Raw genomic sequence first — 25,234 nt, forward strand, 5'->3', positions numbered from 1 at the left:
GCGGGGACCCGGCACACGCGCTGTCGGCCCGGCGGGTCAGCCCCTCCAGGTCCGCGCCCGCAGCGGCACCCCGGAGGCGCCGGGCTCCGGGGTCCGTACGGCCAGCACCTGGTTGACTCCTATCCGGTTGCGCTCGAACGACAGCGCCGAGGCGGCCATGTAGAGCCGCCACACCCTCGCCCGGCCGGGTGAGGTGAGCCGCACCGCCGCGTCCCAGTGCCGCTCCAGGTTGGCGACCCACGAACGCAGCGTCAGCGCGTAGTGCTCGCGGATCGCCTCCACGTCCCGCACCTCGAACCCGGCCTCCTCCAGCTGGGCCACGGTCCGGCCGACCGGCGCCAGCTCGCCGTCCGGGAAGACGTACCGGTCGATGAACTCGTCGACGCGGTAGGCCTCCTCGTTCGCCATCGGCCGCCGGGCGATCTGGTGGTTGAGCAGCCGCCCGCCGGGCCGCAGCAGGGCGAACAGCGCGTCCGCGTACTCCGCGTACCGGGCGCGGCCGACGTGCTCGGCCATCCCGACCGAGGAGATCGCGTCGAACGGCTCGTCCTTGATCTCGCGGTAGTCCTGCACCCGGATCTCGACCCGGTCGGCGAGCCCGGCCTCGGCGATCCGCTTGCGCGCGTAGGTGGCCTGCTCCTCGGAGAGGGTGATGCCGACCGCCCGTACGCCGTACTCGCGGGCCGCGTGCAGCACCATCGAGCCCCAGCCGCAGCCCACGTCCAGCAGCCGCTGGTCCTCCTTCAGGGCCAGCTTGCGGCAGATCAGGTCGAGCTTGTCCCGCTGGGCGTCCTCCAGCGTCGCGTCCGGTGCCGCCCAGTAGGCGCAGGAGTAGACCATGGACGGGCCGAGCACCAGCTCGTAGAAGTCGTTGCCGACGTCGTAGTGGTGGCTGATGGCTTCCTTGTCGCGCAGCAGGGTGTGCAGCGGTCCGCGGCGCCGCCGGGCCTCCTCGACGGGCGGTGCGGGCGGGACCGGCGCGCCGGCCAGGGCCAGCACTTGGCGGGCGGCGTGACGGATCTCCGGGCGGGCCAGGGCGCGCAGGACGGCGGCCCGCTGCGGCGTGGGGGCGTCGGTGCCGCGCTCCCAGAGCAGTCCGGCGAGGAGGTCGAGTGCGTCGTAGAGGTCGCCGTCGACGTCGATGTCGCCGGCCACCCAGGCCCGGGCCAGGCCGAGTTCGCCGGGTTTGAACAGCAGCCGGCGCAGGGCACGGCGGTTGCGGAAGACGAGCGTGGGGGCCCCCGGCGGGCCGGACTCGCTGCGGTCCCAGGCGCGGATGCGCACCGGGAGCGGGGCTCCCAGCACCTCCTCGGCGAGCTTGGTGAGCCGTCCAGCGGCGTCGGCCATGTCGCACACCTCCGTGTTGACGAGTCGGGCAAAGAAGTTTCACCCACCACGTAAACGCCAACGGGGCGTCCCGTTAGTCCCGTTCGCTGGTAAGAGAACCTCACCCGGGACGGTTTTCGCCAGAGCGGACACGTTTGCGGACATGCCGAAGGGCGTCCGCCCCACGGATGGCGGACGCCCTTCGGGCTGGTCGGAGTACTCCCGTACCCGACCGGTGAATCAGCTTGCCTTGGCCTTCGGCTTGTCGCCGGAGCCGGCCGCGGCCGGTGCGGGGGCCGGCTTGGCCGCCTCGTAGAACTCCTCGCGGGGGTTCTCCATGGCGCCGAGCGAGACCACCTCGCGCTTGAGGAACATCGCCAGCGTCCAGTCGGCGAAGACCCGGATCTTGCGGTTGAACGTCGGCATCGCCATGCCGTGGTACGCGCGGTGCATGTACCAGGCGAGACGGCCCTTGAGCTTGATCTTCATCTTGCCCATGACGATCATCGCGACGCCCTTGTGCAGGCCGAGACCGGCGACCGCACCCTTGTTGGCGTGGCTGTAGTCCTTCTGCGGGAAGCCCCGCATGCCGGAGACCACGTTGTCGCCGAGGACCTTGGCCTGCCGCAGCGCGTGCTGCGCGTTCGGCGGGCACCAGGCGTTCTCGTTGCCGTTCTTGCGGCCGACCAGGTCCGGGACCTGGGCGTTGTCGCCGGCGGCCCAGATGTGGTCGGTGCCCTGCACCTGGAGGGTCGGGGCGGTGTCGACGTGACCGCGCGGGCCGAGCGGCAGGCCGAAGCGGGCCAGCGCCGGGTTGGGCTTGACGCCCGCGGTCCACACGATGGTGTTGGAGTCGACCTCGAGGCCGTTGTTGAGCTTCACGTGGCCGTCGACGCAGGAGTCCATGCCGGTCTTGAGGTAGACCTCGACACCGCGGGACTCCAGGTGCTCCTTGCCGTACGCACCGAGCTTGGGGCCGACCTCGGGGAGGATCTTGTCGGCGACGTCGACCAGCAGGAAGCGCATGTCCTCGCGCTTCACGTTGTTGTAGTACTTCGCGGCGTCGCGGGCCATGTCCTCGACCTCACCGACGGTCTCCGCACCGGCGAAACCACCGCCGACGAAGACGAAGGTCAGCGCCTTGCGGCGGACCTCTTCGTCGGTCGTGGAGTCGGCCTTGTCCAGCTGCTCCAGGACGTGGTTGCGCAGCCCGATGGCCTCCTCGATGCCCTTCATGCCGATGCCGTTCTCGGCGAGGCCGGGGATCGGGAAGGTGCGGGAGACCGCGCCGAGCGCGATCACCAGGTAGTCGAAGGGCAGCTCGTACGCCTCGCCGACCAGCGGGGCGATCGTGGCGACCTTGCGGTCCTGATCGATGGTGGTGACCCGGCCGGTGAGGACCTCCGCCTTCGGCAGCACGCGTCGCAGCGGGACGACGACGTGCCGGGGGGAGATGCTGCCGGCGGCGGCTTCGGGGAGGAAGGGCTGATAGGTCATGTACGACCGCGGGTCGACGACCGTGACGGTCGCCTCGCCGTAGCGCATCTTCTTGAGAATGCGCCGAGCTGCGTACAGGCCTACGTACCCACCGCCTACTACGAGGATCCTGGGACGCTCCGTGGTGCTCATGCAATCGAGTATCCACCCCCAGATGGGGGGTCGCTCGTGAGCCCCTTCACAAGGACCCGAGGGGCATCTGCTACACTCCGCCGGCTTCGTGACGGACGCCATAGCGCGGGCCGGAACCACCGTAGTACGTGAGGCGTTGGAGACCCCCGTTGATCAGGCCTTGTAGGCCATCCGGGTGACCCACCACACCCTGCGGGAGCGCACGACCGAGCCGCCGGAACCCGCGCATTCTCCGGGTCGAAGGGCCCTGGAGCCTTCGAATGAGCGTCGCAGCGTCAGATTGTTCGCCCGTCAGGAGGTTTTTTCATGTGAAGGATTTCACGAACTTTCTTTCACGGGGCGCCCACGAACCCCGCCGAACGCCCCCGAATCCCGCCCGGAAGGCGAGCCGCCCGCCCAAAACACCTCCCGGCAGAGGCCGTTGCCCGAACCTCTGCCACCCTGAGCCGCTCCCCTTCCCCAGGGTCACCGACCCATAAGCCCCTGCCATGTGTACACAGTGCCGCGTACACTAACTCCATGGCTGAGAGCACTGTGACCGTACGGGAAGCCCGTGCGCACCTCGCGGACCACATCAATCGCGCCGAGCAGGGCACACCTACGGTGATCACCCGCAATGGGGTTCCGGTGGCGGCCGTGGTGCCGATCGCGGACCTCAACGCCCTGGAAGAGGCGGCCGACATGCTGCTGGCCCGGGAAGCGGAAGCGGTCCTGACCGAGGGCGGCCCGACCGTGACGATGGCCGAGCTGCTGGCAGACCTCTTCGCCGAACGCACCGAAGACGCGGCGTGAAGTACGCGTTCCGGTTCACCGCGGCAGCCCAGCGGCAACTTCGGGCCATCGACCGGCCTGCCGGCATGCGCATCGTCGCCGCGCTGACCGCGCTCGGCGACGATCCGTACCGCGAGGACGCCGACGTCAAGAAGCTCGCCGGCCCGTCCGGGCTCTATCGGCTGAGGGTCGGCAATTACCGGGTCGCCTACCAGGTCGAGGACGGCGAACTCATCATCCTCGTCGTCAAGGTGGGCGACCGGCGCGACGTCTACCGCGGCACCTGAGGAGCGGCCTGCCCGGGCCCCGGCCCGGACGGTCCGTTCCTTCCAGAGCCTCAGTCCGCGATGCTCCAGGCGATGCCGTCGGGCATGTCTTCCAAAGTGGCACTCGGTTCATGGGCTAGCGTCCCCCCTGGTTGCACGGGGTCACCCTCCCTAACGGCGGGTGTCCACATTGTCTCTTCCCGCTCGAAGATGGGGACGACGCGGGCCAGCGTTTCATACCGCGACGGCCGCGGGGACACGAGGATGTGCCGCATGAGCTGCTGCAAGATCCCGTTGCGGTGCTTCGGCGAGAACGTCGCCCACTCGGGGAGGACGCCGACGACCATGGGGCGGAAGTCCTCTTGCATGGGCAAGGCTTCCTCGGGTTCCGCTTCCTCTTCGAGCTCGGCGAGCTGCGCGAGTACCTTGTCGCGATCTTCCGTCAGCTCTCCGCGGGCTTCGTCGTACGACTCGTCGGGGTACCGATCAGGGTGCAAGGCGTAGTCCTTGACGAGTCGCTTAAGCGCCGCCTTGATGCTGTCGAGCTCGGCGGAGAGCTCGGCGCGCATCTTGGCGGGATCGGGCGCGGCCGGCTGGGGCAGCGCGGGCGCCTCTGTCGGTGGTGCGGTGTCGATGCCGTTCGCGACCTTGACGAGGAACTTTTGCACGAGCTCTAGCAGGTCACCGTAGGTTGCGGAGACTCCGGTGCAGTCGCCGCCGGCGTCCGCCTTTGCGCACCGCCAGTAGACGGCACCGTTCCCGTTCGGGTGGCCCGTCATTGCTCCCCTACATAGGGCGCAGCGCACAAGGCCGGTGGTGTCGTAGGTGGCTGTCCGCGCACGCGGGGGCATCTTGGCCACCTTTGCACGCTTCTCTCGGTATTCGGCCCAGAGCTCTTCGGCGTCGCGTTCGATCTCCCAGTTGATCACTGGGTCGTGTGCTCCGCGGAAGTGGCGCCAGTGCCGGCAAGAGCTCTTCTTGTTCTTGGGGCAGTCGCAGGAGTCGCGGACCTGGAGCAGGCCGGCGGGGAATCCGCTGTCCATGTAGCGCAGCAGGCTGTCTTGCCGCCATGGGTTGCCGCGGGTGGTGCGGTGCCCGAGATCGTTGAGGTACCGGGCGAGGTCGATGAACCCGGTTCCGTCGATGTACCCGAGGTAGAGCTCGGGGAAGAGCGGGGCGAGCTTTGTGTTTGGTTCGTACCACTCCTTTTGTACGCGCCAGCCTCCGGGCTCCTCGGGGTCGGGGACGCGGCGCGGGTGCCAGATGTAGCCGAAGCGGGGACGCCCGGCAGAGGGGAGCAGCAGGCCGAGGCGGTGCGCGTGGACTTCCGTCCACTGCTCGCCGGCGCGGTCGGACTCGAACGCGGAGAGCTCAAGGATCATGCCGCGTTGAAATCGGCCGATCGCTGTACCGGCGTCGACAGGTTCCGTAGCGGACTCCAGCCGGCCCCCGACATCTTCGAGCCTGGCTAGGTTGATGGCGTTGCCGGTCCTGTTGCGGCCGAAGCGGCTGTATCGCCACACGCCGATGCCGGCGGCGATCCTCGCCTCGACGGCCTCAATGCCCTTCATGATCTTGCGCCGGAAGTTCCTTCCGGTGGCGTCAAGATCGCTGATCCAACCGATGACGCGCTTTCGGTTGGTTCGGGCCCAGTCGCGGATGGCGGTCTTTTGTAGCTCGGGTGAGATCTTCTCTTCGTTCCAGCTGCTCACCCGTATGTAGCCGATGAAGGGTTCGAGCTCGTCTGGGTCGATGCCGCGGAATGCGGCCGGCACTTCTCGGCCGCGCGGTTCGATCTCATCCAGGAAGCGCAAGAGCTGCGCCCTGGAGGGTGTTGCGTAGTGCAAGGTGCGTTCCTCCATTCCGGGGAGCGCCGGGCGCTACCCCCCGCGGTAGCGCCCGGTTAGCGTCGGGAAGGGGGTTTCAAGTGGTCACGTCTTTCGGTGGGTTGGTGTGGATGGTCATGCGGAGCCCCCGCGCCGCACATGACGTTCGATGTGCCCGCTTGGCTTGGTTAGCGGTAGAGGGTTCCTTGTCGGGCGTGAGCTGCGGCTATGCGGTATCCGGCCCACTTTGCGGCGTGTGTTGCTTTTTCGAGTCGCCTCCGTTCGGCGGCGAGGATAACGGCGGGTGTGGCAACGGCAGTTGCGATGAGCGCAGCTCTGGCGAGCCGGCTGTATTTGCCCTTGGTGGTGGCTCTGGCCCCCATGACAGCCGCAGAGATTTGCGCTCCTGCGATTGCTGCTGCTGTCCCGATGGTGTGCGGTTGAAGCACGCCGCTTACTCCCGTTTCTGTGCTGTGTTCCTTTGTCGCTGTGTGGGACGTGTTGCCGGTTGCGACACAGAGGGGAGCTACGCGGTTTGGCGCAGGTCTGACCATCGGCGGAACGGCGACGCGTCCGGCCCCGGGGGCGAACCAGGGGCCTGGTTCAAGTATTCCGGGGGTGTCGGACAGCTGGTGAGCTGACTTTCCCGACTCCCGTTTCGCCGTTCTTGCCTGCCGTTTGCTAGTTGCCCCGTTCCTGCTTGATCTGTGCCTGTTGCGCTCGTAGCCCTGCAACGAACGTCACGAAATGTTGTACGAGCTGCGGGTCGTGAATGCCCGCCATTTCTGCCAACTGTTCGGGCGTTGGCGGCGCGCCCCCTTCGGCGGCCCCCTGTCTCGTGGGTAGCTCTTCCTCGGTGAGGATGCCGGCGCGCACGAGTAGCTCGGGGAGCGGTACGCGGAGTACGGGCGCCATCGCGGCGAGCACTTCCGGGCTGGGGATCCTCTTCCCGGCGAGCGTGTGCGAGACGATCGTGTGAGAGATGTCGACGTCGGCGGCGAACTTGCCGATGCCGCCGCCGCGGGGGGCCGAGAGGTCGTAACCGAGCTCGATAAGCCTCGGTCGGAACCAGGCCGCAAATGACTCGCGGCGGGCTTCCGTGCGTTCGCGTTCAGTCCTTCGCATGGATGCAAGATACCCGCTTGACGCGCCTCGGTGTACTGATTCGCACACGTGCGCACGACGCTGCCCGCCACCGCCATCCCCCTAACTCCTAGGCGTGACCTGGACTCTACACGCCGCAATCGAACCCGCAGGCGAATATGCCACGGCGCGTTTTGCGTCACGTGAGAAAGATCCAGCCAGTCGGTTTAACGTGCTTGCCAGCACGCACAAATGCCCTTAAGTTCGTGCCGTCACGAACGAACTACGGGGCACAGGAGGTCACGCCGTGCACTTCGACCACGCGCGTCTACTCGCAGCCTGGAGAGCTGCGGGTGACACCACCGACGCAGCCGTCGCCCGCCGGCTGGAGATCAACCCGGCGACTGCGTGGCGCCTGCGCAATGGCGTATCGCGCCCGAGCTCGACGACGCTCGCCCGAATCGAGCGCGCCTACGGCGTCACCGCCGGCGAGCTGTTCGGGGGCGCGCGATGAGGAATGCCGGCGCACCGATCAGCCCCGAAGAGGCGTTCCGCAACGCGCGGGCAGCCGTTGACGCTGCCCGCCGGGCTCGCGACTCCCTGCCCATCAAAGAGGCAGCGCGCGCCGCCGCGGCCGGCAGCAACCGCACCCCCGACGAGATCGAGATGCAGATACGCCGCCTGCGCAAGCAGGCGCAGACCTCGCCGGCCTCGGCGGGGCCGCGAGCTGCCGCTGCCTGACACGAAGTTGGGCCGCCCGGATGGTCCCCGAGCGGCCCGGCGACGACCCATCACCCAACGAAGAGAGGACAGGTCGTGCTGAACAACCGTACCTCGGAGGTCACCGCATGAACCTCCGTCGTTCCCGCTCCCAGCGCGCCGCCCGCGTGCTCGACCGGATCGCCCCCGGTGTCGCCGCGGTGCTGATCACGCCCGTCTACATGGAAGACCTTCCGCGCGGCCCGCGCATTGCCACGCACGTCTTTCTCGTCGACGCCGCGGGCTTGCCGTTGCAGGCGAGCGCGGACGTGCACCGCGGCGCCTACCGGCTGCTGCGGCGCATCTTCCCGGCCGCGGATTGGACGCGCGAGCACCGCTACGACGTGAGGGCCTGCACGCTGCGCCGGCAGAACGCGCCGCAGCTGCCGCCCGGGTTGGGGGGTGCGCAGTGGTGAGCGTCGAGGCCGTGCTCGACGCGGTCGCCGCCGCCTTTGCCGACGAGCCGGCCGAGGTCGAGCAGCTGTTGCTCGACCTCGCCGAGGCCACCGGCCGCGCCGCCTACATGCGCGCCTACCCCTTCGCCACGGACTACGGCCGCGAGTGTGCCGGCGCCGCGGCGGACGCCGCCCGCGACGAGCTGCTCGCCGCCCTTGATCTGCCCCTCGGACCGAACGGAGTCGCCGCATGACGCTCGCTCCCGAACGCCCCACCACCGCCACCCCGACAGCCGTTGTCGTTGCCCCGCCCGGTCTTGAGCGCGAGCAGTGGCTCGACGTGCGCCGCGCCGGCGTCGGTGGCTCGGACGTCGCCGCGGTGCTCGGCATGAACAAGCACCGCGGTCCGCTTGAGGTCTACCTCGACAAGGTCGGCGAGCTGCCCGACGATCTGCCGCGGTCGCCCGAGCTCGACGAGGCTGCTTTCTGGGGCACGGCCCTTGAACCGATCGTCGCCGAGGTGTTCGCCGCGCGCACCGGGCTGCACGTCGCCGACGGCCCCGGGACGCTCGCGCACGTCGACCGCCCGTGGATGCTCGCCAACCTCGACCGAGTCGTGCTCGACCCCAACGAGCCGAGCGTGCCCGGCCTGCTGGAGATCAAGACGCGATCGGCGTACCAGCTCGACGAGTGGGCCGAGGGCGTGCCCGATGGGCCGGCGTTGCAGACGCATTGGTATCTCGCCGTCACCGGCTACCGCCGCGCGCACGTCGCCGCCCTGGTCGGCGGTAACCGGCTGATGGTGCACCGCGTCGAGCGCGACGAGCAGCTCGTCGAGCACCTCGTGCAGCTCGTCGGCGATTTCTGGCAGCACGTGCTCGACCGCACGCCGCCGCCGGTCGACGGCTCGGCCGCTACCGCCGAGCTGCTCGCCCACCTCTACGACGTGCAGCCGGACGCCGTGACCCTCGCCGACCCCGACGAGGTGCTGCCGCTGCTCGACCAGCTCGCCGAGATCAAGCAGCGCGAGCAGCAGCTCGCCGACGAACGGCGCGTCATCGAGAACCAGCTCAAGGCGATTGCCGGCGAGGCCGAGATCGTGCGGTGCCGCGACGAGGTCGCGTTCACGTGGAAGCAGAACGGCACCTTCGCCGCAAAGCGATTCGCCGCGGCGCACCCCGAGCTCGCCGCCCGATACGCGCATCTGACGCCGGCGCTGGACACCAAGAGCCTTGCCACCGACCGCCCCGACCTCTACCGCGCGCACCGTGCGCGCCGCCTGCTCGTGCCCACCGCCAAGAAGGGGAACAAGTGACCAGCAACCTTACGCAGCGCGTCGCCAAGAAGGCCGCGGCCGGTAAGCAGGTCGCCCAGCGTCCGGACAACGCCGCCGCGCCGACGCTCGCGCAGTTCGTCGACTCCATGCGCGGGGAGATCGCCCGCGCGCTGCCCGACCACGTCAGCCCGGACCGTATCGCCCGTATCGCGCTTACCGAGTTGCGCCGGGTGCGGCACCTGCCCGAGTGCACACAAGCCTCGTTCGGCGGGGCGCTGATGACCTGCGCGCAGCTCGGTCTCGAACCGGGCGGCGCGACGGGTGAGGCGTACCTCGTCCCGTTCTTCAACAAGAAGCTTCGGGCGTACGAAGTGCAGTTGATCATCGGCTATCAGGGCATGATCAAGCTGTTTTGGCAGCACCCGCTCGCCGCCGGCCTTGACGCTCAGACCGTGTACGAGGGCGACGAGTTCGAGTTCGCCTACGGTCTCGACCCCGTGCTGCGGCACGTCCCGTCGCTGGCCACCGACCGCGGCCGGCCCGTGGCGTACTACGCGGTTGCGCGGCTGAAGAACGGCGGCTCGGCGTTCGTCGTGCTCTCCCCCGGCGACGTCGAGCGTGTGCGCCGGCGGTCCAAGGCTGCCGATGACGGCCCCTGGTGCACCGACTACGACGCCATGGCCAAGAAGACCGGCGTTCGGCAGCTGTTCAAACTGCTGCCGAAGAGCACCGAGCTCGCGCACGCGGTCGCCCATGACGGAACCGTGCGGCGCGATGTTTCGGCGGACGGGATCGACGCCGCCCCGGACTACATCGAGGGCGAGACCGTCGAGGCCGACGACGAGGGCGCAGACGCCGACGAGAGCGACGCGCAGTGACCGACCACGCCCCCGGCACCGCCGCGTGAAGTGCGGGCACTGGGACAGCTCGGGGCGCCGCTACTGCGGCGCCCCGGGCGCCCGCCGCTACGTCATCGGGTGGCGCTGCCCCCGCCATACGCCGGCCGCCCTCGCCGGCCGCCGTGAACCCCCCTCCAACCGGCCCGTAAGGAAAGCGCGTTGACCCTGGATGCCTCGGATTGGGTCTGGGACCACTCCGAATCTCGCGGACTGGCCCGCACGGTCCTGCTCGCCATCGCCGATTGGTGCCCCGATGCGAGCTGCACCGCCTACGCCGGTACCGCCCTGCTCATCAAGCGCACTCGCGCCGCCCGCTCGTCGGTGCGGGCCGCGGTCGACAAGCTGCTCGACTCCGGCGAGCTGGAAGTCGTCGAGGGCCGGCTCGGGCCGAACGGCGAGACCGTCTACAGACTGCCGCACGCCGTCGGGCACGTACGCGAGCAGCCCAACATGCCCGCCTTTGAGGGGGCCGGTAACCGGCCCGGACCGGATTCCGACCCGGGCCGGTATCCGGCCCCCGGGGGACCGGTAACCGGCCCCGGGGGGAGCGGTAACCGGCCCGGGGGTGGGCCGGTAACCGGCCCGGAGGGGGACCGGATACCGGCCCCGGGGGGAGCGGATACCGGCCCCCTAAACAACAGCAGCTCTCTACAACAACAGCAGCAGCCGTACGCGTCCGCGCGCACGAGCGGCTCGGCGGTCGTCGAGCAGCTGCGCCCCTTGGCCGATGCACTCGACGCCGCGGGCGTGGCGGTGCACTGGTCGCTCGGCCTCGGCGAGCAACGCGACGCGCACCGGCTCGTCGAGGCGCACGGCGTCGCCGCCCTGGTCGAGCTCGCCGCGCGCCGCACCGCCCCCGGGGATGCGCCCAAGTCGGCCCGGTACTGGCTCAAGGTCTGGTCCGACCTCGACCGCGCCCCCGCTGCTCCGCCGCCGGGCCGGCCCGCCGGCAACGTGGTGCCGTTTCGCGGACGTTCGGCGCCCTCCCCCGTCCCGACCCGGCAGAACCTGCTCGCCGCCCTCGACAACATCGAATCCCGGGAGAACGTCTGATGCAGCCCCGTGAAATCGCCGCCCTACTCGACCGCGTCGGAACCCTCGACGGCCGCATCGACCGGCAGCTCGTCGACGAGCACCTCGCCGAGCGCGCCATCACCCGATGGACCGAGGCCCTCGCAGAAGTCCCCGCCACCCTGCCCGACGGCTCGTGGGACGTCGGCCGCGCCGTCCGCGGGTACTACGAGCAGCGCGGCGGCGACAACAGCGCACGGTTTCGGGCTATCGAGCCGCACGACGTCCTCGCCGCATGGGCACCGCACCGCACGGCCCTTATGCAGCGCCACACCGACCCCGCCCCGCCCGTCGACCCCGACAACGTCGCCGGCTACCTCGCCGAGCTGCGCCGCTCCCGGGCCGCCGTCGCCACGGGACGAGCCGCGCCCGTCGAGCAGCACCGCGAGCTCACCGGCGGCGCCGTGCGCCCCGATCTGGCCGAACGGTTGGACCTGGTCGGCTCGCCTATCCCGCCGGCCGTACGGCAGCAGCTCGTCGCCTACCGGCCGATACGGGCGCAGCGCGAGGCCGCGGTCGCCGCCGGCCGGCCCGACCCGCTCGCCGTCGCCTGCACCTGGTGCGGCGCACCGGTCGGTCAGCCGTGCCGATCCCGCCGGATGAACCCCGCCGGCGAGGCCCGCGCCAACCGCCGCCGCTCCCCGCACCCGTCCCGCCTGGACGCTGCCGCACAGGAGGTCGCCGCATGACCCGCCGAGCCCGCACCGATCGCACCGTGTGCGCCTTCCGCGCTGTGGCGACATGGCCCCACCGCCGGCGCCCGTCGGTATTCGACAACGCCGACCGCGCCCGCGTCCGCGCGCAGGCCCGCAAGTGGGCCGCGGCCGGCGCGACGGTGGAGTTTCAGCGCCACCTCAGCTACGGCCGGTGGAAGACTCTGCGCACCCTGGAGCCCACCGAGCAGCGCGAGGTCGTCGAGCAGGTCCCCGAGGCGCCCGTGCTGCCCGTCGCCGGCCTGGCCCTGGTCGAGGAGGCCGACCCGCTGTACGAGCGGCTGATGCAGCAGGCCCCCGGCGCGCCTGGACGTCATCGCGGGCGCACGGCGTGCCGGCATGTGGCCGGCGGGAAGGGCATACGGTGAGCGCCCCCTCGCCGGCCCTGGTGGGGATGCTCGCCGGCGTGCTGTACGAGTTGCGGCCGAGTCTGTACGACACCGCCCGCCATCCGGTCGACCCCGCCGCCCGCCGTGACGCCGAGCGGCTGCTCGCCGCCCTCGATGAGCAGGGCATGACCGTCGCCGAGCACAACGCACGCGCCAAGGTTCGCCCGCACACGCTAAGGTGCGTGACAGCACGAACAACGATTCGACGAGCACGAAAGGCCGCCCCGTGGCTGGAGAAACCGTCATCACCCTGACCGGCAACCTCGTCGACGACCCCGAACTGCGGTTCACCCCCGCCGGCGCCCCCGTCGCCCGCTTCCGCGTCGCCTCAACCCCCCGCGTCTACGACAAGCAGGCCGGCCAATGGTCGGACGGCGAAAGCCTGTTTCTCACCTGCTCGGCATGGCGCCAACTCGCCGAGAACGTCGCCGAATCCCTCACCAAAGGCGCCCGCGTCATCGTGACCGGCCGACTCAAGCAACGCAGCTACGACGACCGCGAAGGCATCAAGCGCACCGCCTACGAGCTCGACGTCGACGAGATCGGCCCGAGCCTCAAGAACGCAACCGCCCGCATCACCAAGGCACCCCGCACCAACACCCCGCAGCCGTCGCAGCAGCCCACCGCCGACCCGTGGAACAGCACCGGCCAGCCGCCCCAGTACGCCGACGAGCCGCCGTTCTAACCGGCACCGAGCGACCGGTCGATGCCGCCCCCATGCGCGCGAGGACGCGCCCAACTTCCCTCCCGGAGTGACGCCATGACTGCCCCCAGCTTCCGCCACGTGCACGAGACCCGAGCCGAGCACTTCCTGCCCCTGCCCGCATCCCTGCTCGCCGTCGCCGAGCTGCTCGCCGCCGCACGCTCGAAGCTGCACGACGCCGGCCGGACCCTGACCGAGGCAACCGTGCACCAGGACGAGAGCGAGCTCGTCATCTCCTACCCGGTCGACCCCGAGCTCGCCGACCTCGCCAAGGTGGTGAACCTGCGATGACCACCCGAAGCAACCGCCGCGCCCGCACCGCCGAGCGCGAGCAATCCCGCACCGCCCGCCGCGACTCCCTCGCCGTCCTGCTCTCCCGAGCCGAGCGCGGCGTGCTCTCCCCCGCCGAGGCCGCACTGCTACGCACCACCGTCGAGGCCGAGCTCGCCGAGGGCGACACCGCGCGCCGCTCCGCAGGCGGACAGCAGGCCGCGGTGCGCCGGATGCAGCAGCGCCTCGACGCCGCCGAGCAGGCCATCGTCGAGGCCGAGCAGCACGCAGCCCGCAGCGAGGCTGCCCTCGCCAGCATCCGCGCCGCCCGAACCTGGGCAGACGTCTGGACGCCCCTCGGCATGTTCTACGGCCTCGCGCCCGAGCAGGCCGGCCAGGAAGCGCGCGCCCGGCGCACCGAGGCCGAACGGCGCGCCGAGGAACGGTGCGCCGAGGAGGAAGCCGCCGCGACCCGGTACGCGAACTGGCTCGCCGCCGCTCAACGTGCGTGCGGCGCCCCCAACTGGTCCGCGCTCGCCGAGCACATAGCCGCACGGCTGCACACCTCGCAGCCGGCCCTCGCCACCGCCGCCGACGCGCAGCCCCGGAGCACCACACCATGACCCCGCCCCACCGCAGCAGCGCCCCGCCGGCGCACTCCGTCGGCGAGGTCGACCTCGACCAGTGGCGCGCAGCCTGCGAACGCTCCGAGGTACGGCGCCGCGCGCTGGTGCGAGCCATGGCCCGTATCCGGCGCGCCCGCCTCGTCGAGGCGCAGCTCGCGCGCCTGCTCGGCGAGACCCCCGGCCCACGTCTGGTCGACGACGTCGCCGAGCGCGTCCGCGAGATGTGCGAAGAGCTCGACCTCGCCCACGACAACGCCGACGAGTACGCCGTCATGTGGGCGAACGCCTCGGTGCGCTCCGAGCTGCGCCGCCGCGCACTGGCCCGCGCCGTCGCCCGCCTGCACCGCAGCCGGCGGCCGGCCCTCGACCAGACCGACGCATGACCCCTCGATGGGAGGAGACGCACCCCATGCCCACCGACGCAACTGCCCGCCGCGAGGGCGCCGCCGCGCTGCGCACCGTCCGCCAGCAGTGGGGCGAGCTGCTGCTCGCCATCGAGACCCCGCCGGCCGAGCCATGGCCGCCGCGGCAGCTCGCGCACCTGCTGCGCCCCGAGGCCGTCGACGAGCCGCTCGTCGAGCGCGCCCCGCTCGTGCTGCGCGAGCACCCCGCCCCGCTCAACCTGGGCGCGCTCGATGCCGGCCTCGCTGTCGAGCGGGCGCTGTTCGACCTCGCCGACACCCTCGCCGCCGCCGTGCAGCGCGCACCCCTCGACGACCCCGGGCGCTGGACGTTCCGCAGCCTGACCGATCCGGGCAGCCGGGCGCACGGGTTGCACTGGGCCGCGCTGTGGGTCGAGGGCCGGCTGCTGGATGAGGACACCGAGCCCGAGCTGCTGCTCGACGGCACCGCCGCGGCCCCCTACGCGCCGCTACCCGAGCACCTGCTGCACGAGGCGCACCGCGTCGCGCTCGTCGCCGAGGGGCGCGTGCTGCGCGCTGTTGGCCTCGACGCCCGTACGGTGCCCGTGCCCGAGCGTCCGTGCCCCTGGTGCACGGGCGAGCTCACGCTGCACACCGACCCCGACGCGCCGCCGCGCGTGACCTGCTCGACCGGCCCGAGCTGCACGGCCCCGGTGGACCGCGACGAGTTCGGCCGGCGCGTGTGGGAGTGGCACGCCCTGCCGGCCCTGGTCGTCGCGCTCGACGCCACGCAGCAGCGGGCCGGCGTACCGCAGGCGGCATGACCGGGGGTGGCGAGGCTGCGCGGCCGGCTGTTGCTAGCCCTTGCCTTTGGCGATCTGGTCGACGCGCGCGACCGACAAGCCGATCAGGTCGGAGACCTCGCGCAGCTTCAACCCCCTGCGTAGATCTTGGACGGCCTCGGACCGTACGGCCTTGACTCTCGTTCGCGCGTCGGGCAGCAGGTCGTCGGCGAGTATCCGCGCGGCGAGCTCGCGCTCGACGGGGTCGCCGATCTCGTCGAGGCAGGCGAGGGCGGCGTCGAGGTGCCCGGACATGCGGGCGCGTAGGGCGGCGCGTGCCTGCTCGGCGGGGTCGGTCGTCTCGGTCATGGATGCAGGGTACGCGGTGTCATAGATCGTTTTCTAGGGAGACTTGATTTCTCGTTCTAGGCACCCTATAAAGGAAGTGCGCCGCCGGTCTCCACCCGGCGGCACCAACAAGGAAAGGGAGCAACCCCCTATGCAGAACGTCGAGTTCTTCCCGGTGGTCGTCACCGACTACCCGACCGACACCGATCACGCCCCGCTGCTGGTAGACCCCGCCGCGGCCCGCTTTGCTCGCGCCGGCGACATCGTCGAGGGCGACCTCATCCTCGGCGGCGCCTACGGCCTCGGCCGGACGGTGGTCCTCGAAGAGGTCGAGTACCCCAACGAGCAGTACGAGGCGCACCCCACGCCGTCCGACCCGGCGTGCTGCTCCTTCTGCGAGCGCGCGGCCGAAGAGCCCGGCGAGCACGTGGTCGTCACCAGCGGCTACCCGTGGGAGGTCTGCGACGTGTGGCCGGTCGCCGCATTCGTGCTGATCATCCCCGCCGCCCTCCGGCACTGAGCACCACCCGGGGCCCGCACCGCGCGGGCCCCGGCCTCGCCGGTCTCCACCCGGCACCCACCGATCAAGGGAGCAACCCCCATGGAACACAAGAGCCTCGCCGAGCGCGCCAACGTCCAATACGCCACCGCCGGCCGCCGCGGTAAGCGCATCCACTACTCGCCCCTCAACGACGAGACCCTGTGCGGCAAGGTCATCGCCGAGTACCTCAACGTCGAGCACGTTGTCGAGCTGCTCGACGATCAGGGGTACGACTGGTGCACCCCGTGTGGTACCGCCGCCGAGAAGCGCGCCGAGGCTCGCCTCGCCGCTGAAGCCGAGCGCGACGAGCGCCTCGACGCCCTCGCCGCCAGCGTTGCGCAGCAGCACGCCGAGGTCGACGCCCACCTCGCCGAGATCCGCCAGATTGGCGCCGAGGTCGACGAGCTCGCCGCCGAGGTGACCGCGTGGGGCGCCGAGGTCGACGCCGTGTGCGCGCCTGCCGAGGACACACAGCAGGTTGCCGAGTCGGGCCAGCAGGCCGAGGTCGAGCAGCCGGTCGAGTTCAACGTCGCCGAGATCGTCGACGCCATCCGCAACAGCAAGCACCGCGACCAGCTGATCGCCCGTGCTCGCGAGGGCGCGCGTGGGTTCGGCGACGCGGTCGCCTACTACGCGTACGGGCTGCACGCGCACGAGATCGCCGCCGCCCCCTGGGAGCAGGTACGCGCCGCCCTGCTCGCGCAGCAGCCGGCCGTGCATCACTTCGGCAGCACCGGCGAGGCGTACGACGCGACGCAGTGCCGCGACGACATCCGCGACGGTGACGTGCTCGTGATCGAGCGCGAGAAGGTCGTCGGGTTCCTGCGTAGCGCATGGCCGGGCGCCATCACCGCGGCGCACGGAGAGCTGAGCACCTTCACGGCTGACCCGCGGAAGATCGACGACGGGAAGTACGCCGCATCCGTCGACCTCGCCGAGCAGATCGCACGCGAGCTCGGCGCCCCGCTGGCAGGCGAGCAGCACGTCGTCGAGGGGGTCATCGTCGAGCACGCCGGCACAGCCGAGGGATGCGCGCCGCGCGACGTCACGCACCCGGACGTCGTTGCAGCCCGCGAGGCCCTCGCCGGTCTGGCCGCCGCCCCCCTCACCGACCATCACGACTTCAGCGAGCCCACCGACGACGAGCGCAACGTGCGCGGGTACGTGGTCAACCCCCGTGGGCAGGGGCGCGTCGCCTTGTATTGGCTGGAAGGCGGGATGAACGTCCGTCGCGACGTGATGCCGCACGGCCCCGCGCTCGGCTGCCTCGCCGACCGAATGACGCGCCGAGGGTGGGCCGTCGAGAAGATGGCGCGCAGCTCGCAATGCGTGTTCGCGCACCGCCCGGTCAAGGACACCCCGCCGGCCGAGGCGCAGCCGGCCGTGCCCGCCGAGCTGCCCGCCGCGGACGTCGACGAGGCGTGCCTGCACGGGCGGCGCCCGCGGCCGGACGTGAGTGGCGACCCGATCACCTGGTGCGCCCGCAAACAGCCCAACCAGAGCGCAGGCGTGTGGAACGACGAGGGGTGCGTGCTCGCCGCCGACTGCTGCGTCGAGGCCGCGAACGACTGCGCGCAGTACAACGTCGAGGCGGAAGCACCGGCCGGCGACCCCGAGTTCGAATGGGCGCTCATGTGCACCCAGCACGAAGAGCAGATGCTCGACGGCTGCGAGGAGTGCAACGCCGTGCCGGCCGAGGATCGGTGCAAGGAGTGCTCGGGTAAGGGCTGCCACTGGTGCCACTGGACCGGCGAGCAGCAGCCCGAGGCCGAGGTCGACGGGGACGAGCAGGCCACCGTCGAGACCGAGCTCGCCGAGACCGTCGAGCAGGCCGAGGCCGGCGACGGGACGTGGCGCGGGGGCTGGATCGCCTCGACGCCGCCGGCGACCGGCGACGTGCTGTTCGACGTGTGCGAGGGCGAGCAGGGCGCGCTCTTCGACTGACTGAGCCTGGCGCGCCCGCCCCGGCATGCGGTCGGGGCGGGCGTGTCAGCGGCGCAAGCAACACTGAACCATCAGATTAGGAGAGCAGGAGCCATGAGCCTCAACGACAAGCAGCCCGAGGCCGGCCGCTATACCCGCGTGGGGGAAACTCCGCCGGGGACGCAGGCACAGCAGGTCGCGCGCTGTGTCCGGGGAGCCACGCCCACGGAACGTCTTGTGCTGGAGATGGTCACGGTGGTGGCCGAGCACGAGCTCGATACGACCCGCGAGCGCATCGGCTGCGTGGGCGAGGAAGCGCGCCGCGGGGCAGACGTCCGCACGTTCGGTGAAGAGATCTACGAGGCCATTGCCCACGAGCTGAACCATGGCGACGGCGAGCTGCGCGAGATCGCGCGTACGTACGACGAGGACGCGTCACGCTGAGCCGCCCGCGCCGGCCTCAGCCTGAGCGGTCGAGGTCGGCGCCCGGTCCCTGAAAACGCAAGCGGCCCGCCTCGGTGTCTCCACCACCGTTGACGGGCCTAACCACGAACGGGAGCAACCCCCGCCATGGCTACGCCTTACCCTACCGCCGCGCGCCCCGCGGCCCCGCCGGCGCCGGCGTCCGTCCGATGGGCGCCGCTGCTCGCCCCGGGCAGCATGACCGCCGCCTTTGCTTACTGCGCCTTCCGGTTGTCGTTCGCCGCGCTCACCGATCTTGCCGTCGCGCACGGCGTCGCCGCCGACATTGTGTGGATGTTCGCCGTACTGGTCGACGGGGGCGCGGTCGTCGGCACGGTCGGCGTGGTCGTCGCCAAGCGCACCGGGCGGCCGACGCGCGCCTACTGGGCGACGGTCGTCGGGTTCGCGGCAACGTCGCTCGGGTTCAACGTCGCCCACTCCGACGGCACCGCCGCCGGCATCGCTATTGCGGTGACGCCGCCGGCGGCGCAGCTGGTCGCCACCGAGCTATTCGTGCGGATGCTGCCGGCGCCGGATGCCGCTACGGCGACGGTCGCCGGCGTCGCACCGTCGGTCGCCGCCGCCGAGGACGCCGCCGGCCGTGCCGAGAATGCCGCCCGGACCGTCGTCGATGTGGTGCGTGCCGCCGTCGAGGATGCCACCGCCGGCGCCCGCGCCGCCGCGGTCGAGGCGAACGCCGCTGCAGAACGGTTTTCGCAGGTCAGCGGGGGCGACACTGTCGGCGGCGTTCCGGTCGAGCGCCTCGACCTTGCCGCCCTGGTCGCCGCGGTCGACGATGAGGTGCCGTTCACCGCCGCCGACACTGACGCCGCGCCGCCGGCGCCGTTGCCGCACTCGGCGACGTTTGCCGCCCCGCCGGCGCCGGCGAGCGAGGACGACGGCGCCGGGGGCGACGCCGAGTTGCTCGACGACGTCGAGGTGCCGCAGGAATGGGTCGCCGCTTACCGGCGCGTCCAGCGGGTGACCGGCAAGCGTCCAACGGCCGAGCGGCTCGGCGCAGAGTTCGGGCTGAAGCGGACGCGTGGCAGGGAGATTCGCGAGCAGGTCGAGGCACACCTCGATCAGGTTGCGATTCGATAACGAAGTGTCGTAATGTTGGGGGCGCTTCCGGCGTGCCCGAAAACCGGGCCGCCGCCGCCAACTTCATAGACCGAGCGCCCGTCATGTTTCCCCCGGCATGGCGGGCGCTCGCCGTTGCCCGGGAGGTGACCGCCCTTGACGCGCCGACCGGTCACCGACACCGAGCGCGACGGGATTCGCCGCCGCCACGCCGCCGGCGAATCCCGCAACACCATCGCCCGCGCCATGGGACGCAGCGCCTCGACCATCTCGCGTATCGCCGACGAGCTCGGGCTGCGGTTCGAGGGCGGCGCCCGCGTCGCGCCCGCCACCGCGGCGCGGCAGCTCGACCTCGCCGAGCAGCGCCGGCAGTTGGTCGCCCGCCTGTATGCCCGCGCTGCCGCGAACCTCGACCGCGTCGAGGCCGGCGCATACGTCCGCGTCGAGCTGCTGCCCGACGGCCGTACCCGTCGGATCACGACTGACGACCCGCCGGCCCAGGACGAGCGCCACCACTCGCAAGCGATCGGCTCGTATCTCACCAGCGCGGCGCGGCTGGCCGAGATCGACGCCGGCAACTCCGCCGGCGAGGTCCGTTCCATGCTCGGCGACCTCGCCCGCGGACTACGCGAGGCGTTCGGCGAAGACGAGCCCGAGGGGGACACCGGCGGGGGGTGAGCGCGTGCTCGACCTCGATTCCCTGCCCCTGTCCCGCAAGCAGCTGCGCAGCGTCGCGCGGGCAACGGCCCGTATCAACCTGTGGCACGGCGCGGTGCGGTCCGGCAAGACGATTGCCTCGCTGGTCGCATGGCTGCTCGCCATCGCCGAGGCACCGCCATCGGGCTTGATCATCGTTGTGGGCCGCAGCCTTCAGACCATCGAACGCAACGTGTTCGAGCCGCTGCAAGATCCCGCGCTGTTCGGGCTGGTGGCGCAGCAGGTGCGGCATACCCGCGGCGCGACGACCGCGACAGTACTTGGCCGCACCGTCCATCTGATCGGCGCCGCGGACGCGCGGGCCGAGGGCCGGCTGCGTGGACTGACAGCCAGCCTCGCGTACGTCGACGAGGCAACGCTGCTGCCCGAGAGTTTTTGGACGCAGCTACTGGCCCGACTGTCGGTGCCCGGGGCGCGCCTGCTCGCCTCCACGAACCCGGACTCGCCGCGGCACTGGCTCAAGGTCGGCTACCTCGACCGGGCGCACGAGCTCGACCTCAAGGCGTGGCACTTCCGCCTCGATGACAACCCGTCGTTGTCGCCGGCCTACGTCGCAGCCCTCGCGGCCGAGTACGTCGGGTTGTGGAAACGCCGGATGATCGACGGCGCGTGGGTGGTCGCCGAGGGCGCGGTGTTCGACATGTTCGACGAGCAGCAGCACGTCGTCGACACCCTGCCCGATATCCGGCGCTTCTTCCTAGGCATCGACTACGGCACCACGAACGCGACCAGCGCGCTCCTTGTCGGTCTCGGCACGGATGATCGGCTGTACGCCGCCGGCGAGTGGAGATGGGATTCCCGCAGTGCGCACCGGCAGTTGACCGACGCGCAGTACAGCGCCCGTATCCGGGCATGGCTCGACGAGCAGGGCATCGTGCCTGAGTGGACGTTCGTCGACCCGAGCGCCGCGTCGTTCATCACGCAGCTTTGGGCCGACGGGCACCCCGGCGTCGCCCGCGCCAATAACGACGTGCTCGACGGGATCCGGAGCACGGCGACCGCGCTCGACTCCGGGCTGCTGCGCATTCACCGCTCGTGCTCCGGCCTGCTGGATGAGCTACCGGCGTACGCATGGGATCCGGCCGCGTCCGAGCGCGGAGAAGACAAGCCACTCAAGCGCGATGACCACTCATGCGACGCGCTGCGCTACGCCGTGCACTCCGCCGCTCACGAGTGGCGCCACCTGCTACCCGTCCCGACCGCGAGGGGGTGAACCGACATGCCGTTGCCAGAGAACGGGACCCCGTGGCCGCCGGCGCAGTTCGCCACCGAGTACGCCGCGATGCGGGTCGACGATGCGTGGTACGCCGGGGACCGCACGCGCCTCGCCGCGGTCTACACCCGCGACCAGCTGCGCCCCGACGGACGCCGCCGGCTGTGGGGCCGACGACCGCCCGCAGCGGGCCAGCGCGACGACCGGCTGCACATCCCGCTCGCCGCCGACATCGCGAACACCTCGGCCTCGCTGCTCTTCAGTGAGCCACCGACGTTCACCGTCGACGACACCGCGACGCAGGCCCGGCTCGACGAGCTCACCGAGGCCGGCGGCGTGGCAAACGCACTCCTTGAGGCCGCCGAGGTCGCCGCCGCGCTCGGCGGGGTCTTCCTGCGCGTCACCTGGGATACCAGCCTCGCCGCGCGCCCGCTACTCACCGCTGTTCACGCCGACAGTGCACTGCCTGAGTTCCGGTTCGGCATCCTGTCGGCCGTGACGTTCTGGCACGAGCTGCCGAGCGACAACGCGACCGTATGGCGCCACCTTGAACGGCACGAGCCCGGCCGCATCCTGCACGGGCTCTACCAGGGCGACGCCGACCGCCTCGGCGTGCGCGTGCCCCTGGTCGAGCACCCCGAGGTTGCCAGCCTTGCCGACTCGCTCGGCGAGCAGGGCGACAACATCGAGACCGGGCTGCCCGACGCGCTTACCGCCGCCTACGTCCCCAACATGCGGCCGAACCGCGCGAACCGCGGCTCGCCGCTGGGGCGCAGTGACTACCAGGGCGCGCACGACCTGTTCGACGCGCTCGACTCGACGTGGTCGAGCTGGATGCGCGACATTCGCCTCGCCCGCGCAAGGTTGATCGTGCCCGATGGGTATCTGCGGTCCAACGGGCCCGGCAACGGTGCGACGTTCGATGCCGACCGGGAGATCTGGCAGACGCTCAATATCCCGCCGACCGAGACCGGTACGGGGATCACCCTGTCGCAGTTCGGTATCCGGGTGGATGAGCACCAGCAGACGGCCGAGGCCATCGTGCGCCAAGCGGTACAGGGCGCCGGCTACTCCGCGCAGACTTTCGGGCTCGGGGATGCGACCGCGGCGACCGCAACCGAGGTCGTCGCCCGTGAGCGGCGCAGCATGATCACACGGGACACCAAGGCGCGTTACTGGGCGCCGGCGGTCGCCGACATGTTGCACGTGATGCTGCGCCTTGACCGCACCCTCGGATTCTCGACGGTCGCCACGGGCGAGCGTCCGCATATCCAGTTCGGCGACGCGGTGAGCGAGGACCCGCAGAGCACCGCGCAGACCCTCGCGCTGTTGGCGCAGGCCGAGGCAGCGAGCACCGATACCAAGGTGCGCATTCTGCATCCGGATTGGTCCGACGAGCAGGTGCAGGCCGAGGTCGACCGCATCCGCGAGGAGAGTGGTACGGCCGTGCCCGATCCGATCACCGGCGCCCCGCCGGCGCCGGCCGCGCAGGGCGAGACCGAGCTGCCGTTCGCCGCGTAGGTAGAGGGGGTGCACGGTGCCCGTTGCCCCCGACATGGTCGAGGACCTGTCAGCCGGCACGTACCGGCTGTACGCGGACGCCGAGGATCGGCTGCTCGGCATCGTGGCGCGGCAGCTCGCCGCCGGCTACGACGCCCCCGGGTGGGCGCAGCGCAAGCTCGCCGCCATCCAGCCGCTACGCCGCGCGGCGCAGGCCGTCGTCGACGAGCTCGGCCGCGCGGTGAGCCTTGAGGTATTCGACGTGATCGCCGAGAGCTACAACCGCGGGTATCGCTCCGCGCTCGCCGAGCTCGGCGCTCTGCCGGATGCTGCGCGCCGGCTGGTGGATGAGATCACCCCGAATGCACAGGCTGTGGACAGACTCGCGCACGAGGCGGTCGACCTGGTCACCGCAACGCACCGCGGCATCTTGCGGGCGGTCGTCGATGCGTTTCGCGAGATCGTCGCGAAGGTGACCGCAACGCCCCTGTTGGGGACCGGCACGCGCCGGCAGGCGACACAGGATGCGATGCGGCAGTTTGCCGACCGTGGCATCAGCGGATTCACCGACCGGGCTGGCCGCCGCTGGCAGCTGACGAGCTATGCCGAGATGGCGGTGCGCACCTCGACCGCTCGGGCCGCCGTCGAGGCGCACACCCGCACCCTGACCGAGGCCGGCCTCGACCTGGTGATCGTCTCGGACGCTCCGCGCGAGTGCCCGCTGTGCCGCCCCTGGGAAGGCAAGTTGCTCGCGATCGACGGGCCCGACGGGCGCCGTACGGTCGAGGTCGAGCACGCCATCGAGGACGGGCGCACACTTCGCGTGGTGGTGCAGGGCACCCTCGACCAGGCGCGCCGCGCAGGCTTTCAGCACCCGAACTGTAGGCACAGCGTCTCGGCCTATATCCCTGGCGTCTCCTCGCTCATTCCGCCGATGCGCTCGGACGGCTCGGGCTACGAGGCCGGACAGAGGCAGCGCGAAATCGAGCGTCACATCCGCAAGTACAAGCGGCGCGCCGCCGGCGCCGCCACAGCCGAGATGAAGAAAGCGGCCGAGGCCAAGGTGCGCAAGTGGCAAGGCGCCATGCGGCAGCATCTGGCCGAACACCCGAACCTGCGCCGCAACCGCGTCCGCGAGCAGCTCGGCGCCGGCAACCTCCCGCCGGCCCGTACCGAGGCGCCGCAGGCTGCGGTCGAGGCTGCGCGGCTGCGCGCCGGCGACGAGCACACGCCCGGGGAGATGAGTGAGCAGCAGCTCGCCGACGCCATCGGTACGGGCGTGCCCGACGAGCGCGACCTCGACCGGGCAGCACGCGAGCTCGACCGGCGCGACGAGCAGGCCCTGCTCGACCGCATCCGCCCCGGCGGGCAGCTCGCCGCCAACCTGTCCGAGTTCAGCGACCGCGAGCTCGGCCGCGTGCTGCCGCGCCTGGACGACGAGCAGGTGCTGCGCGTGGCTGCGGAGATGGACCGGCGCGACGTCGCCGCCCATCTGCCCGAGGTCCGCCCGGACCTGGTCGGACTGTCCGAGGACGACCTCGCGCACCGCGTGCGCCGTGCCACGGACCCGGCCGAGTTCGCCGCGCTTGCGGCCGAGGCCGACCGCCGGCAGCTGCTCGCCGACGTGTTCCCCGGCGGGCAGCTCGCCACGGACCTTTCGCCGTTCGGCGACGAGGTGCTCGGGTGGGCCGTGCGGTACGCCCGGCCGGCCGAGGCCGAGAAGATCGCCGGCGAGATCGACCGCCGGTACCCCGCTGCCCCGCCCACCATGGCGCCCGGCGGCACCGTGGCCGACCACCTCGCCAACCGTGACGCGCTCGCCGCCGCGATGCAGCCCGTACGCCTCGACGACCCGCAGCCCGCGAACCCCGACGAGTGGGGCGCCTACGGCCGCGACGTCACCGAGGGCCCTGACGGAACCGAGCACATGTCGGCCGCCGAACGCTGGGCCTACGAGAAGGAGATCGCCGAACGTCAGGCACAGATCGCGTACACCCGAGAGGAGATACGCGAGATGTACCAGGAGCACATCTACTTGCAGTGGCTCGCCGCCGAGGACGCCACCCGCGGCAACCTGCTCAACCGCCGCGCCGAGGCCGCCGGCGTCGATCCGCGCTCGCTGTTCACCGGGCCCGCGCACGTCGCCTACGCCCGCGCGTCCGAAGACCTCGTACGGTTCTGGGCGGAGGAATCACCGCGCATCACGCTCGCCGAGTTCACCGAGCAGGTAACCGGCGTTCGCAGCGCCGCAGCCGATACCGCCCGGAACTCAGCCAACGATCAACACCGCAAGCAGTAGGGGGC

Annotated in this window: 30 protein-coding genes; 25 read left to right on the forward strand and 5 right to left on the reverse strand. The window is 71.2% G+C overall.

The window, feature by feature from the left end; all coding sequences use genetic code 11:
• Nucleotides 1–36: 36 nt before the first annotated feature.
• Together ACGF4C_RS30365 and ACGF4C_RS30370 are read right to left on the reverse strand one after the other, a co-directional pair.
• Nucleotides 37–1,347 carry a class I SAM-dependent methyltransferase gene (locus ACGF4C_RS30365; RefSeq protein ID WP_393570428.1) on the reverse strand — a complete coding sequence of 437 codons (1,311 nt, stop codon included), beginning with the start codon at nucleotides 1,345–1,347 and terminating at the stop codon, nucleotides 37–39.
• Between the two features lie 219 nt (nucleotides 1,348–1,566).
• A complete protein-coding gene (locus ACGF4C_RS30370) occupies nucleotides 1,567–2,955 on the reverse strand; it encodes an NAD(P)/FAD-dependent oxidoreductase (protein WP_201803753.1) in 1,389 nt (462 codons plus the stop codon).
• Nucleotides 2,956–3,474: 519 nt separating this feature from the next.
• On the opposite strand from ACGF4C_RS30370, the gene ACGF4C_RS30375 reads away from it, so the two are divergent.
• Nucleotides 3,475–3,747, forward strand: a complete 273-nt coding sequence (locus tag ACGF4C_RS30375; protein ID WP_393570431.1) for a type II toxin-antitoxin system Phd/YefM family antitoxin — start codon at nucleotides 3,475–3,477, stop codon at nucleotides 3,745–3,747.
• Nucleotides 3,744–4,013 carry a type II toxin-antitoxin system RelE/ParE family toxin gene (locus ACGF4C_RS30380; protein WP_393570433.1) on the forward strand — a complete coding sequence of 90 codons (270 nt, stop codon included), beginning with the start codon at nucleotides 3,744–3,746 and terminating at the stop codon, nucleotides 4,011–4,013. Before ACGF4C_RS30375 ends, ACGF4C_RS30380 begins: the two co-directional genes overlap by 4 nt.
• Nucleotides 4,014–4,063: 50 nt before the next feature.
• Here ACGF4C_RS30380 and ACGF4C_RS30385 read toward each other — a convergent pair whose 3' ends face one another.
• Both ACGF4C_RS30385 and ACGF4C_RS30390 read right to left on the reverse strand, forming a co-directional pair.
• The gene (locus ACGF4C_RS30385) at nucleotides 4,064–5,854 is read right to left on the reverse strand and encodes a recombinase family protein (RefSeq protein WP_393570435.1); all 1,791 of its coding nucleotides are present in this window, start codon (nucleotides 5,852–5,854) and stop codon (nucleotides 4,064–4,066) included.
• A 645-nt stretch (nucleotides 5,855–6,499) separates the two neighbouring features.
• Nucleotides 6,500–6,943, reverse strand: a complete 444-nt coding sequence (locus tag ACGF4C_RS30390) for an XRE family transcriptional regulator (RefSeq protein WP_393570437.1) — start codon at nucleotides 6,941–6,943, stop codon at nucleotides 6,500–6,502.
• 265 nt (nucleotides 6,944–7,208) lie between these two features.
• Here ACGF4C_RS30390 and ACGF4C_RS30395 point away from each other — a divergent pair, with 265 nt between their 5' ends.
• The 15 genes from ACGF4C_RS30395 (at nucleotide 7,209) to ACGF4C_RS30465 (ending at nucleotide 15,188) form a co-directional block, all read left to right on the forward strand.
• The gene (locus tag ACGF4C_RS30395) at nucleotides 7,209–7,415 is read left to right on the forward strand and encodes a helix-turn-helix domain-containing protein (protein WP_393570439.1); all 207 of its coding nucleotides are present in this window, start codon (nucleotides 7,209–7,211) and stop codon (nucleotides 7,413–7,415) included.
• Nucleotides 7,412–7,642, forward strand: coding sequence for a hypothetical protein (locus tag ACGF4C_RS30400; RefSeq protein ID WP_393570441.1), 231 nt, complete (start codon nucleotides 7,412–7,414; stop codon nucleotides 7,640–7,642). The genes ACGF4C_RS30395 and ACGF4C_RS30400 overlap by 4 nt, the downstream gene beginning before the upstream one ends.
• A gap of 107 nt (nucleotides 7,643–7,749) precedes the next feature.
• Complete coding sequence (locus ACGF4C_RS30405) at nucleotides 7,750–8,076, forward strand: hypothetical protein (protein ID WP_393570443.1); 327 nt, start codon at nucleotides 7,750–7,752, stop codon at nucleotides 8,074–8,076.
• The gene (locus tag ACGF4C_RS30410; protein WP_393570445.1) at nucleotides 8,073–8,309 is read left to right on the forward strand and encodes a hypothetical protein; all 237 of its coding nucleotides are present in this window, start codon (nucleotides 8,073–8,075) and stop codon (nucleotides 8,307–8,309) included. The genes ACGF4C_RS30405 and ACGF4C_RS30410 overlap by 4 nt, the downstream gene beginning before the upstream one ends.
• Entirely contained in the window at nucleotides 8,306–9,370 is a 1,065-nt protein-coding gene (locus ACGF4C_RS30415) for a YqaJ viral recombinase family protein (RefSeq protein WP_393570447.1), read from the forward strand. The genes ACGF4C_RS30410 and ACGF4C_RS30415 overlap by 4 nt, the downstream gene beginning before the upstream one ends.
• Nucleotides 9,367–10,209, forward strand: a complete 843-nt coding sequence (locus ACGF4C_RS30420) for a recombinase RecT (RefSeq protein WP_393570449.1) — start codon at nucleotides 9,367–9,369, stop codon at nucleotides 10,207–10,209. The genes ACGF4C_RS30415 and ACGF4C_RS30420 overlap by 4 nt, the downstream gene beginning before the upstream one ends.
• Before the next feature lie 180 nt (nucleotides 10,210–10,389).
• Nucleotides 10,390–11,283: a hypothetical protein gene (locus ACGF4C_RS30425; RefSeq protein WP_393570451.1), complete on the forward strand. Its 894-nt coding sequence runs from the start codon at nucleotides 10,390–10,392 to the stop codon at nucleotides 11,281–11,283.
• Complete coding sequence (locus ACGF4C_RS30430) at nucleotides 11,283–11,990, forward strand: hypothetical protein (RefSeq protein ID WP_393570453.1); 708 nt, start codon at nucleotides 11,283–11,285, stop codon at nucleotides 11,988–11,990. Before ACGF4C_RS30425 ends, ACGF4C_RS30430 begins: the two co-directional genes overlap by 1 nt.
• Nucleotides 11,987–12,382 (forward strand): hypothetical protein, encoded by a 396-nt coding sequence (locus ACGF4C_RS30435; RefSeq protein WP_393570455.1) that lies wholly within the window; start codon nucleotides 11,987–11,989, stop codon nucleotides 12,380–12,382. Before ACGF4C_RS30430 ends, ACGF4C_RS30435 begins: the two co-directional genes overlap by 4 nt.
• The gene (locus ACGF4C_RS30440; protein WP_393570457.1) at nucleotides 12,379–12,657 is read left to right on the forward strand and encodes a hypothetical protein; all 279 of its coding nucleotides are present in this window, start codon (nucleotides 12,379–12,381) and stop codon (nucleotides 12,655–12,657) included. The genes ACGF4C_RS30435 and ACGF4C_RS30440 overlap by 4 nt, the downstream gene beginning before the upstream one ends.
• On the forward strand, nucleotides 12,630–13,088 hold the full coding sequence (locus ACGF4C_RS30445; RefSeq protein ID WP_393570459.1) for a single-stranded DNA-binding protein: 459 nt from the start codon (nucleotides 12,630–12,632) through the stop codon (nucleotides 13,086–13,088). Before ACGF4C_RS30440 ends, ACGF4C_RS30445 begins: the two co-directional genes overlap by 28 nt.
• A 75-nt stretch (nucleotides 13,089–13,163) precedes the next feature.
• Entirely contained in the window at nucleotides 13,164–13,397 is a 234-nt protein-coding gene (locus ACGF4C_RS30450) for a hypothetical protein (protein ID WP_393570461.1), read from the forward strand.
• Complete coding sequence (locus tag ACGF4C_RS30455; protein WP_393570463.1) at nucleotides 13,394–13,999, forward strand: hypothetical protein; 606 nt, start codon at nucleotides 13,394–13,396, stop codon at nucleotides 13,997–13,999. The genes ACGF4C_RS30450 and ACGF4C_RS30455 overlap by 4 nt, the downstream gene beginning before the upstream one ends.
• A complete protein-coding gene (locus ACGF4C_RS30460) occupies nucleotides 13,996–14,385 on the forward strand; it encodes a hypothetical protein (protein WP_393570465.1) in 390 nt (129 codons plus the stop codon). Before ACGF4C_RS30455 ends, ACGF4C_RS30460 begins: the two co-directional genes overlap by 4 nt.
• Before the next feature lie 26 nt (nucleotides 14,386–14,411).
• Complete coding sequence (locus ACGF4C_RS30465) at nucleotides 14,412–15,188, forward strand: hypothetical protein (RefSeq protein ID WP_393570467.1); 777 nt, start codon at nucleotides 14,412–14,414, stop codon at nucleotides 15,186–15,188.
• 33 nt (nucleotides 15,189–15,221) lie between these two features.
• On the opposite strand, the gene ACGF4C_RS30470 is transcribed toward ACGF4C_RS30465, so the two are convergent.
• Nucleotides 15,222–15,515, reverse strand: coding sequence for a hypothetical protein (locus tag ACGF4C_RS30470; protein WP_393570469.1), 294 nt, complete (start codon nucleotides 15,513–15,515; stop codon nucleotides 15,222–15,224).
• Nucleotides 15,516–15,645: 130 nt separating this feature from the next.
• Between ACGF4C_RS30470 and ACGF4C_RS30475 the strand changes: the two genes are divergently transcribed.
• From ACGF4C_RS30475 to ACGF4C_RS30510, 8 genes are all read left to right on the forward strand, one after another.
• The gene (locus ACGF4C_RS30475; RefSeq protein WP_393570471.1) at nucleotides 15,646–16,014 is read left to right on the forward strand and encodes a hypothetical protein; all 369 of its coding nucleotides are present in this window, start codon (nucleotides 15,646–15,648) and stop codon (nucleotides 16,012–16,014) included.
• Nucleotides 16,015–16,095: 81 nt separating this feature from the next.
• Complete coding sequence (locus tag ACGF4C_RS30480) at nucleotides 16,096–17,979, forward strand: hypothetical protein (RefSeq protein ID WP_393570473.1); 1,884 nt, start codon at nucleotides 16,096–16,098, stop codon at nucleotides 17,977–17,979.
• A gap of 93 nt (nucleotides 17,980–18,072) precedes the next feature.
• Entirely contained in the window at nucleotides 18,073–18,402 is a 330-nt protein-coding gene (locus tag ACGF4C_RS30485; protein ID WP_393570475.1) for a hypothetical protein, read from the forward strand.
• A 216-nt stretch (nucleotides 18,403–18,618) separates the two neighbouring features.
• A complete protein-coding gene (locus tag ACGF4C_RS30490; RefSeq protein ID WP_393570477.1) occupies nucleotides 18,619–19,521 on the forward strand; it encodes a DUF2637 domain-containing protein in 903 nt (300 codons plus the stop codon).
• A gap of 135 nt (nucleotides 19,522–19,656) precedes the next feature.
• Nucleotides 19,657–20,178, forward strand: coding sequence for a helix-turn-helix domain-containing protein (locus ACGF4C_RS30495; RefSeq protein WP_393570479.1), 522 nt, complete (start codon nucleotides 19,657–19,659; stop codon nucleotides 20,176–20,178).
• A gap of 4 nt (nucleotides 20,179–20,182) precedes the next feature.
• Nucleotides 20,183–21,430 (forward strand): PBSX family phage terminase large subunit, encoded by a 1,248-nt coding sequence (locus ACGF4C_RS30500; protein WP_393570481.1) that lies wholly within the window; start codon nucleotides 20,183–20,185, stop codon nucleotides 21,428–21,430.
• A 6-nt stretch (nucleotides 21,431–21,436) separates the two neighbouring features.
• Nucleotides 21,437–22,951, forward strand: coding sequence for a phage portal protein (locus ACGF4C_RS30505; RefSeq protein WP_393570483.1), 1,515 nt, complete (start codon nucleotides 21,437–21,439; stop codon nucleotides 22,949–22,951).
• Between the two features lie 16 nt (nucleotides 22,952–22,967).
• A complete protein-coding gene (locus ACGF4C_RS30510; protein WP_393570485.1) occupies nucleotides 22,968–25,229 on the forward strand; it encodes a phage minor capsid protein in 2,262 nt (753 codons plus the stop codon).
• Nucleotides 25,230–25,234: the final 5 nt, after the last annotated feature.

The sequence above is a fragment of the Streptomyces sp. NPDC048197 genome (assembly GCF_043202395.1).
Classification (GTDB): domain Bacteria; phylum Actinomycetota; class Actinomycetes; order Streptomycetales; family Streptomycetaceae; genus Streptomyces; species Streptomyces siderophoricus.

Bases quoted from the DNA above. Each gene is read 5' to 3' on its own strand.
- ACGF4C_RS30430 (WP_393570453.1), top strand. From the start codon at position 11,283: ATGCAGCCCCGTGAAATCGCCGCCCTACTCGACCGCGTCGGAACCCTC.
- ACGF4C_RS30450 (WP_393570461.1), top strand. From the start codon at position 13,164: ATGACTGCCCCCAGCTTCCGCCACGTGCACGAGACCCGAGCCGAGCAC.
- ACGF4C_RS30490 (WP_393570477.1), top strand. From the start codon at position 18,619: ATGACCGCCGCCTTTGCTTACTGCGCCTTCCGGTTGTCGTTCGCCGCG.
- ACGF4C_RS30405 (WP_393570443.1), top strand. From the start codon at position 7,750: ATGAACCTCCGTCGTTCCCGCTCCCAGCGCGCCGCCCGCGTGCTCGAC.
- ACGF4C_RS30385 (WP_393570435.1), bottom strand. From the start codon at position 5,854: ATGGAGGAACGCACCTTGCACTACGCAACACCCTCCAGGGCGCAGCTC.
- ACGF4C_RS30375 (WP_393570431.1), top strand. From the start codon at position 3,475: ATGGCTGAGAGCACTGTGACCGTACGGGAAGCCCGTGCGCACCTCGCG.
- ACGF4C_RS30435 (WP_393570455.1), top strand. From the start codon at position 11,987: ATGACCCGCCGAGCCCGCACCGATCGCACCGTGTGCGCCTTCCGCGCT.
- ACGF4C_RS30370 (WP_201803753.1), bottom strand. From the start codon at position 2,955: ATGAGCACCACGGAGCGTCCCAGGATCCTCGTAGTAGGCGGTGGGTAC.
- ACGF4C_RS30505 (WP_393570483.1), top strand. From the start codon at position 21,437: ATGCCGTTGCCAGAGAACGGGACCCCGTGGCCGCCGGCGCAGTTCGCC.
- ACGF4C_RS30455 (WP_393570463.1), top strand. From the start codon at position 13,394: ATGACCACCCGAAGCAACCGCCGCGCCCGCACCGCCGAGCGCGAGCAA.
- ACGF4C_RS30475 (WP_393570471.1), top strand. From the start codon at position 15,646: ATGCAGAACGTCGAGTTCTTCCCGGTGGTCGTCACCGACTACCCGACC.
- ACGF4C_RS30470 (WP_393570469.1), bottom strand. From the start codon at position 15,515: ATGACCGAGACGACCGACCCCGCCGAGCAGGCACGCGCCGCCCTACGC.
- ACGF4C_RS30460 (WP_393570465.1), top strand. From the start codon at position 13,996: ATGACCCCGCCCCACCGCAGCAGCGCCCCGCCGGCGCACTCCGTCGGC.
- ACGF4C_RS30465 (WP_393570467.1), top strand. From the start codon at position 14,412: ATGCCCACCGACGCAACTGCCCGCCGCGAGGGCGCCGCCGCGCTGCGC.
- ACGF4C_RS30485 (WP_393570475.1), top strand. From the start codon at position 18,073: ATGAGCCTCAACGACAAGCAGCCCGAGGCCGGCCGCTATACCCGCGTG.
- ACGF4C_RS30400 (WP_393570441.1), top strand. From the start codon at position 7,412: ATGAGGAATGCCGGCGCACCGATCAGCCCCGAAGAGGCGTTCCGCAAC.
- ACGF4C_RS30415 (WP_393570447.1), top strand. From the start codon at position 8,306: ATGACGCTCGCTCCCGAACGCCCCACCACCGCCACCCCGACAGCCGTT.
- ACGF4C_RS30365 (WP_393570428.1), bottom strand. From the start codon at position 1,347: ATGGCCGACGCCGCTGGACGGCTCACCAAGCTCGCCGAGGAGGTGCTG.
- ACGF4C_RS30480 (WP_393570473.1), top strand. From the start codon at position 16,096: ATGGAACACAAGAGCCTCGCCGAGCGCGCCAACGTCCAATACGCCACC.
- ACGF4C_RS30390 (WP_393570437.1), bottom strand. From the start codon at position 6,943: ATGCGAAGGACTGAACGCGAACGCACGGAAGCCCGCCGCGAGTCATTT.